18 protein-coding genes are annotated in these 17,184 nt (G+C 38.8%); all 18 read left to right on the top strand.

Annotated elements, in window-relative coordinates; all coding sequences use genetic code 11:
- Window positions 1-5: 5 nt before the first annotated feature.
- The 18 genes from D6855_RS13075 (at window position 6) to dhaK (ending at window position 16,919) form a co-directional block, all read left to right on the top strand.
- Window positions 6-1,010 carry a rod shape-determining protein gene (locus D6855_RS13075; protein WP_120741823.1) on the top strand — a complete coding sequence of 335 codons (1,005 nt, stop codon included), beginning with the start codon at window positions 6-8 and terminating at the stop codon, window positions 1,008-1,010.
- Window positions 1,011-1,877, top strand: coding sequence for a rod shape-determining protein MreC (mreC, locus tag D6855_RS13070; RefSeq protein ID WP_120741821.1), 867 nt, complete (start codon window positions 1,011-1,013; stop codon window positions 1,875-1,877). It begins immediately after the preceding gene.
- 16 nt (window positions 1,878-1,893) lie between these two features.
- A complete protein-coding gene (mreD, locus tag D6855_RS13065; protein ID WP_120741819.1) occupies window positions 1,894-2,418 on the top strand; it encodes a rod shape-determining protein MreD in 525 nt (174 codons plus the stop codon).
- Window positions 2,411-5,269 carry a penicillin-binding transpeptidase domain-containing protein gene (locus D6855_RS13060; protein ID WP_120741817.1) on the top strand — a complete coding sequence of 953 codons (2,859 nt, stop codon included), beginning with the start codon at window positions 2,411-2,413 and terminating at the stop codon, window positions 5,267-5,269. Before mreD ends, D6855_RS13060 begins: the two co-directional genes overlap by 8 nt.
- A gap of 8 nt (window positions 5,270-5,277) precedes the next feature.
- Entirely contained in the window at window positions 5,278-6,390 is a 1,113-nt protein-coding gene (locus D6855_RS13055) for an FtsW/RodA/SpoVE family cell cycle protein (protein ID WP_120741815.1), read from the top strand.
- Between the two features lie 22 nt (window positions 6,391-6,412).
- Entirely contained in the window at window positions 6,413-6,808 is a 396-nt protein-coding gene (mgsA, locus tag D6855_RS13050) for a methylglyoxal synthase (RefSeq protein ID WP_120741813.1), read from the top strand.
- Window positions 6,705-7,757, top strand: a complete 1,053-nt coding sequence (locus D6855_RS13045) for a D-alanyl-D-alanine carboxypeptidase family protein (RefSeq protein ID WP_330546964.1) — start codon at window positions 6,705-6,707, stop codon at window positions 7,755-7,757. The genes mgsA and D6855_RS13045 overlap by 104 nt, the downstream gene beginning before the upstream one ends.
- Window positions 7,758-7,825: 68 nt before the next feature.
- Window positions 7,826-8,245: a twitching motility protein PilT gene (locus tag D6855_RS13040; RefSeq protein WP_120741809.1), complete on the top strand. Its 420-nt coding sequence runs from the start codon at window positions 7,826-7,828 to the stop codon at window positions 8,243-8,245.
- 75 nt (window positions 8,246-8,320) lie between these two features.
- Complete coding sequence (locus D6855_RS13035; protein ID WP_158589535.1) at window positions 8,321-9,940, top strand: HlyD family efflux transporter periplasmic adaptor subunit; 1,620 nt, start codon at window positions 8,321-8,323, stop codon at window positions 9,938-9,940.
- A gap of 121 nt (window positions 9,941-10,061) precedes the next feature.
- Window positions 10,062-10,574: a cell division protein SepF gene (locus D6855_RS13030; protein WP_120741807.1), complete on the top strand. Its 513-nt coding sequence runs from the start codon at window positions 10,062-10,064 to the stop codon at window positions 10,572-10,574.
- Window positions 10,575-10,638: 64 nt separating this feature from the next.
- A complete protein-coding gene (aroB, locus tag D6855_RS13025) occupies window positions 10,639-11,742 on the top strand; it encodes a 3-dehydroquinate synthase (RefSeq protein WP_120741805.1) in 1,104 nt (367 codons plus the stop codon).
- Window positions 11,743-11,771: 29 nt separating this feature from the next.
- Window positions 11,772-12,311, top strand: a complete 540-nt coding sequence (gene lspA / locus D6855_RS13020) for a signal peptidase II (RefSeq protein WP_120741803.1) — start codon at window positions 11,772-11,774, stop codon at window positions 12,309-12,311.
- On the top strand, window positions 12,311-13,240 hold the full coding sequence (locus D6855_RS13015; protein ID WP_120741801.1) for an RluA family pseudouridine synthase: 930 nt from the start codon (window positions 12,311-12,313) through the stop codon (window positions 13,238-13,240). Before lspA ends, D6855_RS13015 begins: the two co-directional genes overlap by 1 nt.
- Before the next feature lie 37 nt (window positions 13,241-13,277).
- Window positions 13,278-13,910: a cytidylate kinase-like family protein gene (locus D6855_RS13010; protein ID WP_199712451.1), complete on the top strand. Its 633-nt coding sequence runs from the start codon at window positions 13,278-13,280 to the stop codon at window positions 13,908-13,910.
- 186 nt (window positions 13,911-14,096) lie between these two features.
- Entirely contained in the window at window positions 14,097-14,681 is a 585-nt protein-coding gene (locus D6855_RS13005; RefSeq protein ID WP_120741798.1) for a DUF6033 family protein, read from the top strand.
- A 200-nt stretch (window positions 14,682-14,881) separates the two neighbouring features.
- Window positions 14,882-15,502: a dihydroxyacetone kinase subunit DhaL gene (gene dhaL, locus D6855_RS13000; protein ID WP_120741796.1), complete on the top strand. Its 621-nt coding sequence runs from the start codon at window positions 14,882-14,884 to the stop codon at window positions 15,500-15,502.
- Between the two features lie 3 nt (window positions 15,503-15,505).
- Window positions 15,506-15,898: a dihydroxyacetone kinase phosphoryl donor subunit DhaM gene (gene dhaM, locus D6855_RS12995; RefSeq protein ID WP_120741794.1), complete on the top strand. Its 393-nt coding sequence runs from the start codon at window positions 15,506-15,508 to the stop codon at window positions 15,896-15,898.
- A gap of 25 nt (window positions 15,899-15,923) precedes the next feature.
- A complete protein-coding gene (gene dhaK, locus D6855_RS12990; RefSeq protein ID WP_120741792.1) occupies window positions 15,924-16,919 on the top strand; it encodes a dihydroxyacetone kinase subunit DhaK in 996 nt (331 codons plus the stop codon).
- Window positions 16,920-17,184 lie beyond the last annotated feature (265 nt).

Raw genomic sequence — 17,184 nt, 5'->3', positions numbered from 1 at the left:
CTGTTTTGGCTAATATATTTGGAATTGATCTTGGAACCAGCAATATCAAGATTTACAACAGAGACGAGGATTCTCTTACAGTCGAAAAGAACATGATCGCCATAGAGAACAAGACTAACATCTTTGCCTATGGTAATTCAGCTTATGAGATGTATGAGAAGGCTCCTGACAAGATTAAGATCACATATCCTTTAAATAGTGGCGTTATCGCTGATATCGAGCACATGGAGACTCTTGTTAAGCTCTTTATCACAGATCAGATGAAGGGCAATGTTAAGCCTTGCGAAGTATATATCGCTGTTCCCAAGGATGTTACAGAGGTTGAGAGAAGAGCTTTCCATGACCTCATCAATGATGCAGGTATCAAGGCCAAGAAGATCATGATGGTTAAGAAGCCACTTGCTGATGGTCTTGGTATGAACGTAGATGTTATGAATTCTCAGGGTGTACTTGTTGTTAACGTAGGCTATGACACCACAGAGATTTCAATCCTTTCCCTTCGCGGAATCGTTGTAAGTAAGCTTATCAAAGTAGGCGGCAAGAAGTTTGATGAATCTATCAGAAACGTGATCCGTAAGGAATATGGTCTTCTTATTGGTGAGAAGACATCTGAAAACGTTAAGATGTCCCTTAAGGACCTTGAAAAGGAAGGGAAGGACGCTGTTGTTTACGGAAGAGATATTGTTACAGGTCTTCCTGTTGAGCGTCAGATCCCTACAGACCTCATCAATCAGTCTCTTCTTGAGAACTTTGATGCTATTCTTGATAACATCAAGACAGCCCTTGAGAAAACTCCACCAGAGCTTGCAGCTGATATCTTCAAGCATGGACTTTATCTTACTGGCGGTGCATCTCAGGTTTGCCATCTTGCGCAGCGCCTTTCAAACGGCGTAGGACTTAATGTTAATATAGCTGAAAATCCTGTTGGCTCTGCAGCCATGGGACTTGCCAAGATTATTAAGGAAGATCAGTACAAGGCTCTTGCATATGGAATCGAAGAGGACAAGTAAATGAGTCCTGTTATAAAGAGAAGAGGAGAAGTATTTACGCTTCCTAGTAAATATCTCCTCTTTATTTTAACTTTTATATGTATAGGTACTATTTTTGTTACCTTCAACACCAGCGCATTTACTGGACCACTAAATTCGTTTGCTGGTGTTTTTGTTGTGCCTTTTCAAAAGGGTATAACTACGGTAGGTACTTTTTTGCAGGACACAACTGATAAGCTTTCATCAATAACACAGCTTCTGGATGAGAATGAGAAGCTTAAAGAGCAGATTGACGAGCTTACTATTGCTAATACCAATCTTGAGCAGGAAAAGTATGAGCTTACAGAACTTCGTAATCTCTATGAACTGGGCTCATTGTATGAAGACTATCAAAAGACCGGAGCAAGGATAATTGCCAAGGACGCTGGTAACTGGTATCACGCTTTTGTCATTGATAAGGGCTCAGATGATGGTATTCAGATTGATATGAACGTAATTGCAGATGGCGGACTTGTAGGAAGAGTCATTGATGTAGGTCCTGACTGGGCTAAGGTTCAGTCTATAATCGCTGATAATGCCTCTGTTAGTGGAATGGTTCTTTCATCTTCAGACAATCTCATTGTAAGCGGGGATCTTGAGCAGTACAGACAGGGATATATCACTTTTTCCAAGCTCGTAGACGATGCTGATAAGGTCAGCATAGGAGATAAGATCGTCACTTCCAATATCAGTGACAAATATCTTCCGGGAATTCTGATCGGTTATATTTCAACTATTGACGATGACTCCAATAACCTTACCAAGTCAGGCAAGATTACGCCTGCAGTTGATTTTGAGCATATGAATATGGTTATTGTTTTGTTAGATCTTAAGAAGAACGCACATTGATAAGGTATTTTACAATATGAATATTAGACGCTTTTTGTTCAATTTCATATTTGTTATTCTTTCTTTTATCCTTCAGACCACTGTTTTTCGTGTCTTTGATTTTGGCGGAGTAACCCCAAATCTTTTGATCATCTTTACAGCTTCAACAGCCTTTATCAAAGGCGACAGGAGCGGATTGATCACTGGATTTTTCTGTGGACTTCTGGTGGATATTTTCTTTGGAACCTATATCGGTTTCTTTGCCCTTATTTACATGTATATTGGGTTCGTGGTTGGCAAGCTGCATGATATTTTCTTTACCCAGAATCTTGCTATTCCGATCCTTCTGATAATCCTTTCTGATTTTGTCTTTGGATTTGTTTGCTATGTTCTCATGTTTCTGTTCAGAACCAAGTTTGACATAGGATATTACATGACAAACATAATTATTCCAGAGATTGTATATACTGCACTGGTTGCAATTTTCTATTACCCGCTTATTTTGTCGATAAACAATTCTATTGATGAGAGAGAGCAAAGGAGCGCGAAGAAGTTTGTTTGATAGTTTCAAAGATGAAATAAAAAAGTTCATAACTTCGAGAGCGGTTCTTGTTTGCGCTGTTCTTATTGCTTTGTCATGCCTTCTTGTGTACAGACTCTTTTATCTACAGGTAATCAATGGTGAAGTGTATCTTGATGCCTTCAAGCTCAAGATCAAGAAAGAAAAGACTATTGCTGCAGCAAGGGGTAATATCTACGACAGAAATGGCAACCTTCTAGCATATAACGAGCTAGCTAATTCTGTAACCATCGAGGACGTTTATAAGTCTGGATCAGGTAAGAGTAAGGCTATCAATAAGACTTTGAATACGCTTATTGATATCATCGAAGACAACGGCGATAGTGTAGATCAGGACTTTAGTATTATCCTTGGAGAAAACAGAACTTATGAGTTCACTGTTGAAGGCAATGCACTTCTTCGTTTCCTTGCGGACGTCTATGGTCATTCTTCTGTTAATGACCTTAAGTATGAGGAGAAGACCAAAACTGCAGAAGAAGTAGTAGATGATATGTGCAGGAATTTCAGGATCGGAGATTATGATGATCCATCGGATTCCTCTACTTTTGTGCCAAGAAAGGGATACACAAAAGACAGAGCCCTTAAGATATTAAACATCAGATACAACATGAATCAGAACAGTTATCAGAAGTACATTGATACAACTGTGGCTTCTGATGTATGTGACCAGACTGTGGCTGATGTTATGGAAAACGCTGATGTTCTTGAAGGTGTTTCTATTGAGGAGAGTACCGCAAGGAAATACGTAGATTCCAAGTATTTCTCACATCTTCTTGGATATACAGGTAAGATCTCTGAGGATGAGCTTGCTGAGCTTGTTTTGCAGAACCCAAGCTATGGCCTTAACGATACTGTTGGTAAATCAGGTATTGAACAGTCTATGGAGAGTGTTCTTCAGGGCACAAAAGGGTCTGAAACAGTATATGTTGATAATACAGGTCAGGTTATTGAGACCAGTAACTATGTGGATTCTGTTGCAGGTAATGATGTATACCTTACTATTGACAAGGATCTTACAGAAGCCTGCTACAACATTATTGAGCAGTCTCTTGCTGGTATTCTTGTCTCCAAGATTCAGAATGTCAAATCATATACATTTACTTCAACATCCAGCTCAAGTAACATCGTAATTCCTATCTACGACGTTTATTTTGCAATTTTCGATAATGATGTTATTGATATCAATCATTTAAATGCCAAGGATGCCAAAGAGAATGAAAGGGCAATATACGAACAGTATGTTGCCAAGAATGAGAATGTTTTAAATGAGCTTCGACTGGAGCTTACAGATAAGAAAACACCCTATGAGAAGCTCTCAAAAGAATATCAGTGGTACATGAGCCATATTGCGGCAATGCTGTACACTGAAGGGATAATTGATTCATCACTTGTAGACAGAGAAGATTCCATGTACATTGCATGGACTAAGGATGAAACTATTTCCCTTGCTGAATACTTGAAATACACCATAGCCGTAAACTGGGTGGATGTATCTCAGCTAAACATTGATAATCAGTACGCGGATTCTGAGGAAATCTTTAACCAGATAGTTGACTTTATCTACAATTATCTGAGTGAAGATTATGATTTCCAGACAAGGCTCTATAAATACCTTCTTCTTGATGGATATATTTCAGGTTCTCAGGTTTGTAATGCACTCCTTGAGCAGGATGCTGTTCATGTTGATCCGGAAGAACTTGATATCTGGAATAGAGGTGGAGAGAGCGCTTATACCTTCATGGTAAACAGGGTTTCCAACCTTGATATTACACCTGCGCAGCTTGCTCTTGATCCATGCACAGGATCCATGGTTGTAACTGATGTAAACTCAGGCGATGTTTTAGCACTGGTTTCATATCCGGGCTATGATAACAACCTTATGGCAAATGGCGTAGATGCTGCGTATTACGCTAAACTTAGAAGCGATAATGCCAATCCGTTATACAACTATGCGACCCAGCAGAAGACAGCTCCAGGTTCAACATTTAAGATGGTTTCTTCAACTGCAGGTCTTATGGAAGGCGTGATTACAACTGATTCCGTGATTTACTGCGGCGGACAGTTTGATAAGCTCAATCCTGCACCAAGATGCTGGATCCATCCCGGCGGACATGGAGGTCTTAATGTTACCGGTGGTATCAGAAATTCCTGTAACGTCTTTTTCTACGAAGTAGGTTACAGACTTGGACTTGTCGGTAATAATTATTCTCCTGATACCGGTCTTCAGAAACTTGCTAACTATGCTGGTATGTATGGACTGACTGAAAAGTCAGGCATTGAGATAGCTGAGTCAGAACCACAGGTTTCAGATCAGGACGCTGTTCGATCTGCTATTGGACAGGGTACTCATTCCTATACTACAGTTGGTCTTGCAAGATATGTAACAACTGTTGCTAATAATGGTACCTGCTATAACTTAACCCTTATTGATAAGACTACCGATTCTAATGGCAATCTTCTTGAGGATTACAGCGCAGAAGTAAGAAACGTTATTGATATGCCACAGTCCTATTGGAACGCTATTCACACAGGTATGAGACAAGTGGTACAGGATAAGGCTTATTATGCAAATCTTGGAGTACAGGTAGCTGGAAAAACAGGAACTGCACAGGAATCTACAAACAGACCTAACCATTCACTGTTTGTCTGCTATGCTCCATATGGTAAGCCTGAGATATCTATAGCAACCCGTATAGCTTATGGTTATACATCAAGCTATGCAGCTCAGATCACAAAAGAAGCTCTTTCGTACTACTTTGAGCTTCGGGATGAAGATGATATCATATCTGGAACAGCTCAGGCACTTCAGGACGGTGCTACAAACGCAGACTAAGGAATATTATGAATTACATCAAAAGATATAAGGTCACGAATTATGACTTTATGCTGGTCATAATGGTGATCGCCCTTACAACAATTGGAATAATGGCTATCAGTTCTGCTGATCCATCATCGAGGAACAAGCAGATTGCTGGTATGGCTGGTGGTATCATTGCCATGATCTTTATTTCGATCCTGGATTATCTTTGGTTTACCAGACTTTATATACTGGCATACCTTGCAAATCTGGTGCTTTTGGGACTGGTTTTGTCACCTCTTGGCAGTAGTACCAACGGAGCACAGAGATGGATAAACCTCTTTGGTATCACATTCCAGCCCTCTGAGACAGCCAAAATATTATTGATTTTATTTTATGCGCAGTTTATTATGAAATATAAGGACAAGGTGAAATCGCTAGGATTTGTGCTTGTTAGTCTGCTTTTTTTGGCGGCTCCATTGGGGCTTATTGCATCTCAGCCAGATCTATCTACCTGCATCATGGTAATGATCATTTTCTCAATGATGCTATTTGTTGCAGGCATAAATTGGAAGATTGTTGGCGCAGTTCTAGGAACTGCCATTCCACTTGCTTTGTTCATTATTTACAACGCGGTCCAGGGTGACAGCAGTCTTTTGCATGATTATCAGCAAAGGCGTATTCTCGCGTGGCTTCATCCTGAAGATTACGCTAATTCAGATGCTTATCAGACGCTGAATTCCATGATGGCCATAGGTTCTGGCCAGCTTTACGGAAAAGGCTATAATACCAACGAGATCAGTTCAGTTCTTAATGGTGGATTTATTTCCGAGTCCCAGACTGACTTTATCTTCACTGTAATCGGCGAAGAATTTGGATTCCTTGGCGCATGCATTGTTGTTGGACTGATTCTTTTAATCGCAATCAGATGTTTCATGATATCCAGAAGAGCAACCACCAAGGCTGGAGAGATAATTGCAGCCGGTGTAGGTGCATGGATCGGATTCCAGGGCTTTTTGAATATGGGCGTTGCAACTGGAGTTATGCCCAACACAGGTATTCCGCTTCCTTTTGTCAGTTATGGACTAACTTCACTTATAAGTGTTTATGCGGGTATAGGTTTTGTACTTAATGTAAGACTACAGAGCAGTAAATAAACTACAGGGAGGGTATAAGTTAATGAATATCGCACTTATAGCACATGACGCTAAAAAGAAACTTATGCAGAATTTCTGTATTGCATACAGGGGTATACTTAGCAAAAATGATCTTTATGCTACAGGCACAACAGGAAGGCTTATTGAAGAGGTAACCAATCTTTCAGTACACAAGTATCTTGCTGGACATCTTGGGGGATCCCAGCAGCTTGGTGCTGCTATTGAACACAATGAGATCGATCTTGTGATCTTTCTTCGTGATCCTCTTACTGTAAAATCACACGAGCCTGACATCAACAATGTCATGACACTTTGTGATATGCACAACATTCCTGTTGCTACTAATCTGGCTTCAGCTGAGCTTCTTATTAAATCACTTGATAGGGGAGATCTTGAGTGGCGTGAAATGTACAAGTAAGCTACTTTCTGTATTATTAGCTGTAAGTTTGGGGACTATTAGTATTACTGGTTGTTCTGGAATTTCTTATTCTTCAAAATATTCAGTAAGTTCTTCACCGGCAGATAATAGAAATGATCAAATATATCCTACATTTGCCTCTGATCTGTGTGTCGTAGATTCTGACATTGCAGATTCTGATGTTTCTCTTTCAGAACAGGCAAGTGCAGGACTTTTTGACTTGAATAAAAAAGAAACTCTTTATGCTAAAAATGTAAACATGCAGGTACAGCCTGCAAGTCTTACCAAGGTTATGACTGCATATGTTGCACTAAAATATGGTACATTGGACCAGGTTCTTGTGGCAGGGTCTGATGTATATGTAACTGAGAGCGGAGCTCAAAAGATCAATCTCAAAGAGGGAGATAGAATGACCCTTGATCAGGCTCTGCGTCTGCTTCTTATCTATTCAGCCAACGATGTGGCTAATCTTATAGCATCTAATGTTTCTGATTCAATAGAAGGCTTTGTTACTCTGATGAACATGGAAGCCAAGCAGATAGGTGCTACCAATTCTCACTTTGTTAATCCGCATGGACTTACTGCAGAAGAACATTACGTTACAGCTTATGATATGTATCTTATTTTCAATGCAGCTATGCAGTATGACACATTCAGTGAGATCATCAATATGACAGAGTATTCCACTTCATATCTTGATTCCAAGGGCAATACCCAGGAAGTTACGGTTGCCAACACCAATGCCTATCTTAGAGGTGAACAGTCAATGCCTTCAGGGGTAACAGTAATTGGTGGCAAAACGGGAACTACATCTGCTGCAGGACACTGCCTGATACTACTTGCAAGGGATGTCAGTGGAAACCCGTACATCTCAGTAATCATGCGTGATACAGACAGTGGAGCACTATACAATGATATGTCATCTTTGCTGAATGAAATTGTAGGTTGAGGTTGTGTTTTACTGCCTTATAACTTATAATTAATCTATAAAATTTCTACTTGCAGGAGGGTATGCCGATGGTTCAGTTAATTGTTGGGAAAAAGGGAAAGGGTAAGACAAAATGCCTCTTAGACAAGGTTAACACCGAGGTAAAGAACGTTCTTGGAAGTGTTGTATTTCTTGACAAGAACACCAAGCACATGTACGAACTTAATAACAAGATCCGTTTAATTGTAGTAAGTGATTTTTGTATTTCAAATCCTGATGAGTTCATTGGATTTGTCAGTGGCATCATTTCACAGGACCATGATCTCCAGCAAATGTATTTCGATAGTTTCTTAAAAATCTCCTGCCTTGAAGGCGAAGATGTAACACCTACAATTGATAAGCTTGAACAGCTCAGTGAGAAGTTTGGAGTTGACTTCGTTCTTAGTCTTTCACTTGACGAGTCAGAGCTTCCTGAGGCAGTTAAGTCAAAGGTAGTTATTTCACTTTAATTTCTGATGATTATTCTATAAGCCGCGGCTATCCGCGGCTTATATTCTGAAAATTTATATTAAGGACTTTTTTCGATGGCAAATCCGGGGAATCCCAAAGTTACCAAATATCCCAAGAATATCAATAATATAAACATTGGAATGGTGTTCTTTGCAGTTATGGCAATCTACATCATTATCTGTGTTATTACGTATTTTCGCAGGGATCATATTGTTGGATATGAGGTAATGGAGGGAGCTCTTTCTACCAACAATATCTATGATGCAGTCGCGATCAGAGATGAGAAGATCATTGAGAGCGATACTGCAGGATATATCAACTATTTTGCTACAGAAGGCGGAAGAGTAGCTGTTGGTAATCTTGTTTATACTGTTGATGAATCCGGACAGCTCCTGGATTATCTTAAGTCTCAGGGATCTGAAGAGGTTTCTCTTAGTGATGAGGACCTTTCAGAGCTTCGTACTCAGATAGTAAACTTTGATTCATCCTTTGATCCACTTAATTTCCACACTGTATATGACTTTAAGATCAGTCTTGATGGAACAGTTCAAAAGCTTTCCAATAATTCTGTCCTTTCTAATATCCAGTCTTTAAATGCAAACAGTGGCACTTTGCAGTCCATCAATTACAAATATGCTCCTGATACAGGAATTGTAGTATATTCAACTGATGGCTATGAAGATCTTACACTTGAAACCATGAATTCATCTTATTTTGATGAATCTGCCTATGACAAGCATCAGCTTATAAATAACACTCTTGTTAAGGCTGGAGATCCTGTATATAAGCTTTGTACCAGTGAAGAATGGTCAGTTATCATCCAGGAGGATGACGAGAAGAAAGTACAGGAGCTTGTAGATCTCGAGTATGTTAAGGTCAGGTTTATTAAAAACCAGGATGAATCCTGGGGAAAAGTAAGTGCCTTTACCAATGTTGATGGCGAGAGTTTTGTGCAGCTAACATTCACAAACTCCATGATAACCTTCTGCAGAGACCGATTCCTTAATATCGAACTTATTACAGAAGATGATACAGGGCTTAAAATCCCTAATTCCGCTATTGTTAATAAGAACTTCTTCCTTGTACCCAAGGATTATGTCATTAAGAACAATGACAATACTACTGGTGTACTTAGGGTAAAATATGACGAGCAAGGCAATGAGACTTCTGAAATAGTTGCTGTATCAATCTATAATGAGACAGAAACTGTCTTTTATCTTGATACAGATACGCTGCGTGCAGGAGATACTCTTATAAAGACTGATTCCAATGACAGATATACTGTTAGCAAGACGGATTCCCTTATAGGCGTATATAACATCAATAAGGGCTACGCTGACTTCAGACAGATCAGTATCCTGTATCAGAATGAAGAGTATTCAATTGTGCGCTCTAATACAACTTATGGACTTAATGTATATGACTATATCGTTCTGGATTCTACAACTGTAGATGCCAATGCTAAATCCGCCCAGGAAGGAAATGGACAGATTGTAGATACTAATACATTGGATGTATCAACTGAAGGAGACTTGGAACAGGATAGTTCTGCTTCGGATAATTCCACTGAGGAAATATCATCTGATGAAGACTTAGCAGAAGATAATTCTACCGAAGAGGTTTCTTCTGATGAGAATTTAGAAGAAATTAGTGATGAAAACGCTGAAAAAAGTGACGATACTGTCACAAATTAAGAAATGAAATATAAATCCCATGATAACTACAAAAATTGTTACAAAAATTTGACAGAGGGTTATATTTTGCGATAAAATCTAGATGATTGTTGGGATATTTTTATGAGGAGTATAGACTATTATGAGTTTTGTGGACAAATTTTTAACAGCAATTCAGCTGAATGGGGATGAAGATCAGGGATATTATGACGAGCCTGATGATTCTTTTGCTTCCAAGGTAGATTCCATCAATAATCAGACTCCAATTGGCAAGGATGATCCAAGTATTGAGATCAAGGAAGAGAAAAAACCTGTAAAGGTTGCTCCAAGACCTAAGAAATCTCTTTCTGCAGCGGGCATGGAAGTATGTGTTATTAAGCCAACTTCCGTAGAAGATGCAAGAGAGATTACAGAAACACTTCTTGCTAATCGTACTGTAGTCCTTAACCTTGAGGGACTTGATGTTGATATCGCACAGCGAATCATTGATTTTACTTCTGGTTCATGCTTCGCTATTTCTGGTAATCTTCAAAAGATATCCAGATATATATTCATTATCACACCTGCTTCTGTAGATATTTCAGGTGATTTCCAGAACATTTTAAATGGTACTTTTGGTGGCGGTATTTCAGAAGGACCACAGCAGATCGATTAAAAATACAGGCTGTTGACGTGTAGAATTACAGTCAACAGCTATTTTTTTGAATTGAGGTAGATAAATGGCTAACAGAATGACAGTAAACTACATGGAAAAACCATGCTACGACATAGTTTTTACAACAGATTTTTCGCTTCTTAAGGATGAGATTTCAGGGCTTGGATTTAAGGGCAGAAAGATTGCAATCATTACCGATACTAATGTTGAGAAATTGTATTCAAAAGAGATAGAAAATAGCCTCTCGGGAGAATATGACACAGTTGTCACATATGCAATTCCAGCAGGGGAAGAGCACAAAAATCTCCAGGAGATTGAGAAGATCTATGAGTTTTTGATGGAAAGACATTTTGACAGACACGATCTTCTTATCGCCCTTGGCGGCGGCGTTGTAGGTGATATGACTGGATTTGTTGCTGCAACTTATTTAAGAGGAGTTTCGTTTGTTCAGATCCCAACTACTTTGTTATCACAGACTGATAGTAGTATTGGCGGTAAAACCGGCGTTGATCTTGGCGGTGTCAAGAATATGGTAGGCGCATTTTACATGCCACGACTTGTTTATATGAATATATCTACTTTAAACAGTCTGGATGATCGCCAGTATGCATCTGGTTTTGCAGAAGTAATGAAGCATGGCCTTATTAAGGATGAGAACTTCTATACCTGGCTGATCGATAATATGTACGAGATCAATGACAAGGATCCAGATGTTGTTCTTGAAATGGTTATGCATAGCTGCGATATAAAGAGAGTTGTTGTTGAGAAAGATCCAACAGAAAAAGCTGACAGAATGCTTCTTAATTTTGGTCATACTCTTGGTCATGCCATTGAAAAACATAAGAATTTTAAGATGTTTCATGGCGAATGTGTTGCTCTTGGAGCAATAGCAGCAGCATTTATTTCATGGAAAAGAGGACTTCTTTCCATGGAAGAGTACTATGAGATTAGGGATATGTTTGTTCCATTTAATCTTCCTATTTCTGTAGAAGATATTGATAAAGAAGCAGTTCTTAATCTTACAAAATCCGATAAAAAATCAGATTCAGACAAGATAAAGTTTGTTCTTCTTAAGAAAATTGGAAAAGCTTTCGTTGATGATACAGTAACAAGAGATGAAATGGAAAAGGCTCTTGATGAGATCATCTATATTGAGAATAATGACTGATCTAGAATGTTTAAAAGGAATTATTTTTTATGAATAAGATGTCAAAAAGAAAAAAGATTTTTTTAATAGTAGATGTTATTTTGGTAATACTTCTTGTTGCACTTGACCAGTTTACCAAGTATCTTGCCTGTGAATATCTTCAGGATAAACCAGCATTTAAGATAATAGATGGGGTATTGGAACTCAATTTCCTAAAGAATAGCGGAGCAGCATTTGGAATGCTTCAGAATCAGAAGGTATTCTTTATTCTTGTAGCAGTTTTTATTCTTTTTATCATCGCTTATGTACTTTTTAGAATGCCTGATGATAAAAAATATAATGTTATGCATTTCCTTCTCGTTCTGATAGCAAGTGGCGCTGCTGGAAATATGATAGACAGAGTTAAACAGGATTATGTTGTTGATTTCATTTATTTTGTGATAATCAATTTCCCTATTTTCAATGTAGCTGATATTTATGTAACTGTATCGACATTTCTTTTCGTTATTCTTTTCCTGTTTTATTATAACGAGAATGATTTCAGCTTCCTTAGTTTCAAACAGCAAAAGAAATTTAGAGAATTCAAATAATGGACGAGTATAAAGCTTTTGATTTTACCGTTACAGATGAATATGAAGGTATGAGAATAGATAAGCTTATAAGTGAGCTTATTGATGGTCTTTCACGTTCATATATACAGAAAATAATAGATGACAATAATGTCACTTGTAATGATAAGGTTGTTAAGGCCAGTCTCAAGGTATCTGAAGGGGATCAGATTCATATGGATATTCCTCCTGTTGTTATCCCTGAGATAAAGCCTGAAGATATACCACTTGATATTCTATATGAAGATAATGATGTAATAGTTATTAACAAACCAAAGGATATGGTTGTTCATCCAGCAGCTGGTCATTATGAGGGAACCCTGGTAAATGCAGTGATGTACCACTGCAAAAACAATCTTTCTGGTATAAATGGCGTTCTGCGTCCTGGTATTGTACATAGGATAGATAAGGATACAACAGGTTCTGTAATAATATGTAAAAACGACAGTGCACATCAGAGTATTGCAGAGCAACTTAAAGAACATTCCATTAACAGAGTTTATCATGCTATCTGCTATGGCATTTTAAAGGATGACGAGGGCGATATAGATGCTCCTATAGGCAGAAGCCAGAATGATCGAAAGAAGATGGCTGTAGTAAGTAGTGGTGGTAAGAATGCCTTTACTCACTATAAGGTTTTCAAGCGATTTGAGCAGGATAACTTTACATATATTGAATGCAGGCTAAAAACTGGACGAACACATCAGATTCGTGTACATATGGCTCATATTGGGCATCCTCTTCTTGGGGATGAAACTTATACTCCTGGAAGAAAATCTAAATTCAATACAAATGGCCAGTGCTTGCACGCTAAAACCCTTGGTTTTGTTCATCCCGTAACTAAGGAGTATATAGAGGTAGATGCACCTCTTCCAGATTATTTTTCTCATTTGATTGAGGTCCTCAAATAGTATAAAATATAATTAGTAAACATAAAGGAGAATGCCTATGAATACTATTATTACAGTAGGAAGACAGTTTGGATCAGGCGGTAGAGAAATAGGTGAGTTGGTCGCTGAGCATTTTGGCATTAAATGCTACGACAAGGAGCTTCTTAGCAGAGCTGCCAAGGAGAGTGGTTTCTGCGAGGAGATGATTCAGAATCACGATGAGAGACCAACCAATTCTTTTTTATACAACCTTGTAATGGACACTTATTCCTTTGGCTATAACGCATCAAGCTTTGTTGATATGCCAATCAGTCACAAGGTTTTCCTTGCTCAGTTTGATACCATCAAGAAGATCGCTGATGAAGGTCCATGCGTTATCGTTGGCAGATGCGCTGATTATGCTCTTACAGATTATGACAACGTATTAAATCTCTTTATATATGCTGATGAGGATGCCAAGATAAGAAGGATCAAGGAACGTTTTGACGATGTCAAAACTGATGATCAGGCAAAAGACATGATGAACAAGAAGGACAAGCAGCGCCAGAGTTATTACAATTACTACTCATCCAAGAAATGGGGCAGAGCAGACAGCTATGATCTTTGCATAAACTCTTCCAAGCTTGGAATTGAAGGCACTGTAAAGTTTATTATTCAATATATCGAGGATTTTGAGCAGTTAAAAAAATAATTTGAATACAAATTAAGGATTTAAACTTTCAGATAACAGTTTGTTATCTGGAAGTTTTTTTCTTTTAGGCCATTTATTTATGCTTTTTTAATCGTTTCTTAGAATAATATGTGTTATATTTAACCCAAATACAGTGGGTGTGTACGCGGAATGGATTCCGCGCATGATTTTCAAGGAGGAAAAGCTATGGCAAACGGCGTAAGTAACAGTTTAAATCAGCTATTTACAAGCAAAGAACCTGCTAATATCAGAAGTGGGACCATTGGCAAAAATGTCCGTGGCCCGGCAAAACCTGAGAAAAAAGATACGTCTTCAGTAAAGAATCCTTTTGGAGATAGTGTAAAAGTTGAACTTTCTCCTGAGGTTGAGATGTATGGTAAAGTTGTAGACCTTCTTCAGAAGAAATATGATAATGCAGATGTCTTTGTTGCAGGTCCAGACGATGATCTGTCTCAGATCGGCGGAGACCTGGAGTACAGTATCATTTTATCAGAAGATGAGATGAAGCTTCTTGCATCTGATGATCCTAAGGATAAGGAAGCTAAAGATAAGCTTCTTGTTCAGATCGATGATGCCATGAAGACAATATCTGATATGAGCAGTAAGATTTCTGAGAGCACTGATGAGAAGGATGAGATTTCAAACTTTGGTATCACTTTTAACAATTCAGGAAAGCTGAATTTCTTTGCAGATATCAATGGCTCATCATTTAAGAGCACTTCAGTGGATGATCTTATTAGCAGCATAGTTTCATCTAAGACAAAAGAATAAGCAAATATTTTCTTAAAAGCTCTTCACTTATGTGAGGAGCTTTTTTATTGTGCCTTATTGATATAATTCACAAAGACAATTTAATGATTTGTATATTTATTTGTGGATTTACAACATAAAATGTATGGAAATTTGATAGTGATTTGTTATAATATACTATGCAGGTAATAAAATCACTTAATCGGGAGGACAAATTGCATATGTCAACTAGAGTATATGATTGCCTAAAAGCTATTGGAGAAAAGATTATCGAAAACAGAGATTTTTTGACTGATCTTGACAGAGAGATTGGTGATGCAGACCACGGCGTTAATATGGCCAGAGGATTTCAATCTGTTATCGAGAAGGTCTCTCAGGATGATTCAGATATCGGAGCTTCACTTAAGAAGGCTGGCATGACACTTCTTTCAACTGTTGGCGGAGCTTCAGGACCTCTGTACGGAACAGCATATATGGAAGCTGGAAAAGTGCTCATGGGAAAAGAGACTTTGACGGCAGACGACCTTAAGCTTGCTTTAGAAGCTGCTATTGCAGGTATTCAGAAGAGAGGAAAAGCAGAAAAAGGTGAGAAGACCATGCTTGATTCACTTATTCCTGCATATGATGTTTACTGTGAAAAGATAGGTGGTGGTGCTTCTATCGTAGATGCTCTGGATGCAGCATGCACAGCTGCCAACGAGGGTATTGAATTTACCAAGACTATAGCAGCCACAAAAGGTAGAGCAAGTTATCTTGGCGATAGAAGTATAGGCCATCAGGATCCTGGTGCTACTTCACTTACACTGACACTTGAAACAATCAGAGACTTTCTTAAGGGGTGAATTATGGTAGGACTGGTTATCGTTTCACATAGTTACAAAATCGCAGAAGGAATAAAGGACCTAACAGATCAGGTTGCTCCAACTCACAAAGGAATCGTCTGTGCAGGTGGAATGGAAGATAAGAGCATAGGAACTGATGCAGTAAGGATTTCAGAAGCAATCAAGCAGGCTGAAAGCGGAGATGGCGTAGTTGTTCTTGCTGATCTTGGAAGCGGAATCATGTCAGCTGAAACAGCCATAGAGCTTCTTGAAGGCGAAGATATAAACGCCAAGCTTGTAGATGCTCCTATTGTTGAAGGTTCCATAGCAGCTGCAGTTACTGCAGCCTGTGGAAGTAAGCTGGAAGAAGTTATTGCAGCCGCAGAGCAGACTAAGGCTGTGAAAAAAATAAACTAAGAGTAAAAAATAAGGAGGCTGGGACATGAAGAAACTAATCAATGGGGTCGACAACATCGTTGACGAGATGCTGGATGGAATGATCTGTGCTTATCCTCAGTATCTCAAAAGACTGGATGGCTTTGACGTAGTGGTTAGAGCTGGTGGTTCACAGGGCAAGGTTGCGCTTGTATCTGGTGGTGGTTCAGGACATGAACCTGCACACGGTGGTTATGTCGGAAAAGGAATGCTTGATGGAGCAATTGCAGGTGCTGTATTTACATCACCTACTCCTGATCAGGTTTTCGAAGCTATTAAGGCTGCTAATGGCGGAAAAGGTGTTCTTCTTGTAATCAAGAACTACACAGGTGATGTAATGAACTTTGAAATGGCTGCTGATATGGCCAGAGATGAGGGCATAGAAGTAGATCAGGTTATTACAGCTGACGACGTAGCGGTTGAGAATAGTACCTGGACAACAGGTAGAAGAGGAATTGCTGGAACAATCTTTGTACATAAGCTTGCTGGCGCCTGTGCTGAAGCTGGCGGAGATCTTGCTACAGTTAAAGGTGTTGCTGAAAAGGTTATCGCTAATGTTCGTTCAATGGGTATGGCTGTTGATGCATGTACAGTTCCTGCAGCTGGAAAGCCAAGCTTTGATCTGGCAGAAGATGAGGTTGAGATCGGTATTGGTATCCATGGTGAGCCTGGTGTTAACAGAGAAAAGATCAGCCCTGTTAATGATATCGTAGATAAGCTTCTTGCTAAGATCCTTGCTGAGGGTATCTACAATGCTGGTGACGAAGTAGCAGTTATGGTTAACGGAATGGGTGGAACACCTCTTATGGAGCTCTTTGTTGCTAATAAGCATCTTGCTGACGAGCTTTCAAAGAAGAACATTAAGGTTTATAAGACACTTGTTGGCAACTATATGACATCTCTTGACATGGAAGGCTTCTCAATCACACTTCTTAAACTTGATGATGAACTCAAGAAATATCTTGATGCTCCTGCAGATACACCTGCATTTGTTCAGGCATAATTTGATAGAACTAATAAGTCCCGGAGAGAGAAATCTCGCCGGGACTTTTATTTTATCTGAAATGCTATTTGAAATATAAGAGTATTTTGTCTACTAATTAATTTACAACTAATTAATTTATAGACTGATATACAACTATTCGCAAAACACAGGTTTTACGAATAATCATGTACAGAATGTGCTATATAAGTAAAATACCATAATAAACGCACTAATCCTAGATTAAAAGCAACAAAAATAACTGCTGTTGCATTTAGTCTGGGAT

The sequence above is a fragment of the Butyrivibrio sp. CB08 genome (assembly GCF_003625485.1).
Lineage (GTDB): Bacteria > Bacillota > Clostridia > Lachnospirales > Lachnospiraceae > Butyrivibrio.
Note: the sequence above shows the minus strand (reverse complement) of the source record. Positions and strands in the feature narration are given on the sequence as shown.

What these genes read in the sequence shown, in the direction of transcription:
- mreC (WP_120741821.1), top strand. Translation starts at nt 1,011, where the DNA reads ATGAGTCCTGTTATAAAGAGAAGAGGAGAAGTATTTACGCTTCCTAGT.
- mreD (WP_120741819.1), top strand. Translation starts at nt 1,894, where the DNA reads ATGAATATTAGACGCTTTTTGTTCAATTTCATATTTGTTATTCTTTCT.
- D6855_RS13055 (WP_120741815.1), top strand. Translation starts at nt 5,278, where the DNA reads ATGAATTACATCAAAAGATATAAGGTCACGAATTATGACTTTATGCTG.
- mgsA (WP_120741813.1), top strand. Translation starts at nt 6,413, where the DNA reads ATGAATATCGCACTTATAGCACATGACGCTAAAAAGAAACTTATGCAG.
- D6855_RS13040 (WP_120741809.1), top strand. Translation starts at nt 7,826, where the DNA reads ATGGTTCAGTTAATTGTTGGGAAAAAGGGAAAGGGTAAGACAAAATGC.
- D6855_RS13035 (WP_158589535.1), top strand. Translation starts at nt 8,321, where the DNA reads ATGGCAAATCCGGGGAATCCCAAAGTTACCAAATATCCCAAGAATATC.
- D6855_RS13030 (WP_120741807.1), top strand. Translation starts at nt 10,062, where the DNA reads ATGAGTTTTGTGGACAAATTTTTAACAGCAATTCAGCTGAATGGGGAT.
- aroB (WP_120741805.1), top strand. Translation starts at nt 10,639, where the DNA reads ATGGCTAACAGAATGACAGTAAACTACATGGAAAAACCATGCTACGAC.
- lspA (WP_120741803.1), top strand. Translation starts at nt 11,772, where the DNA reads ATGAATAAGATGTCAAAAAGAAAAAAGATTTTTTTAATAGTAGATGTT.
- D6855_RS13015 (WP_120741801.1), top strand. Translation starts at nt 12,311, where the DNA reads ATGGACGAGTATAAAGCTTTTGATTTTACCGTTACAGATGAATATGAA.
- D6855_RS13010 (WP_199712451.1), top strand. Translation starts at nt 13,278, where the DNA reads ATGAATACTATTATTACAGTAGGAAGACAGTTTGGATCAGGCGGTAGA.
- D6855_RS13005 (WP_120741798.1), top strand. Translation starts at nt 14,097, where the DNA reads ATGGCAAACGGCGTAAGTAACAGTTTAAATCAGCTATTTACAAGCAAA.
- dhaL (WP_120741796.1), top strand. Translation starts at nt 14,882, where the DNA reads ATGTCAACTAGAGTATATGATTGCCTAAAAGCTATTGGAGAAAAGATT.
- dhaM (WP_120741794.1), top strand. Translation starts at nt 15,506, where the DNA reads ATGGTAGGACTGGTTATCGTTTCACATAGTTACAAAATCGCAGAAGGA.
- dhaK (WP_120741792.1), top strand. Translation starts at nt 15,924, where the DNA reads ATGAAGAAACTAATCAATGGGGTCGACAACATCGTTGACGAGATGCTG.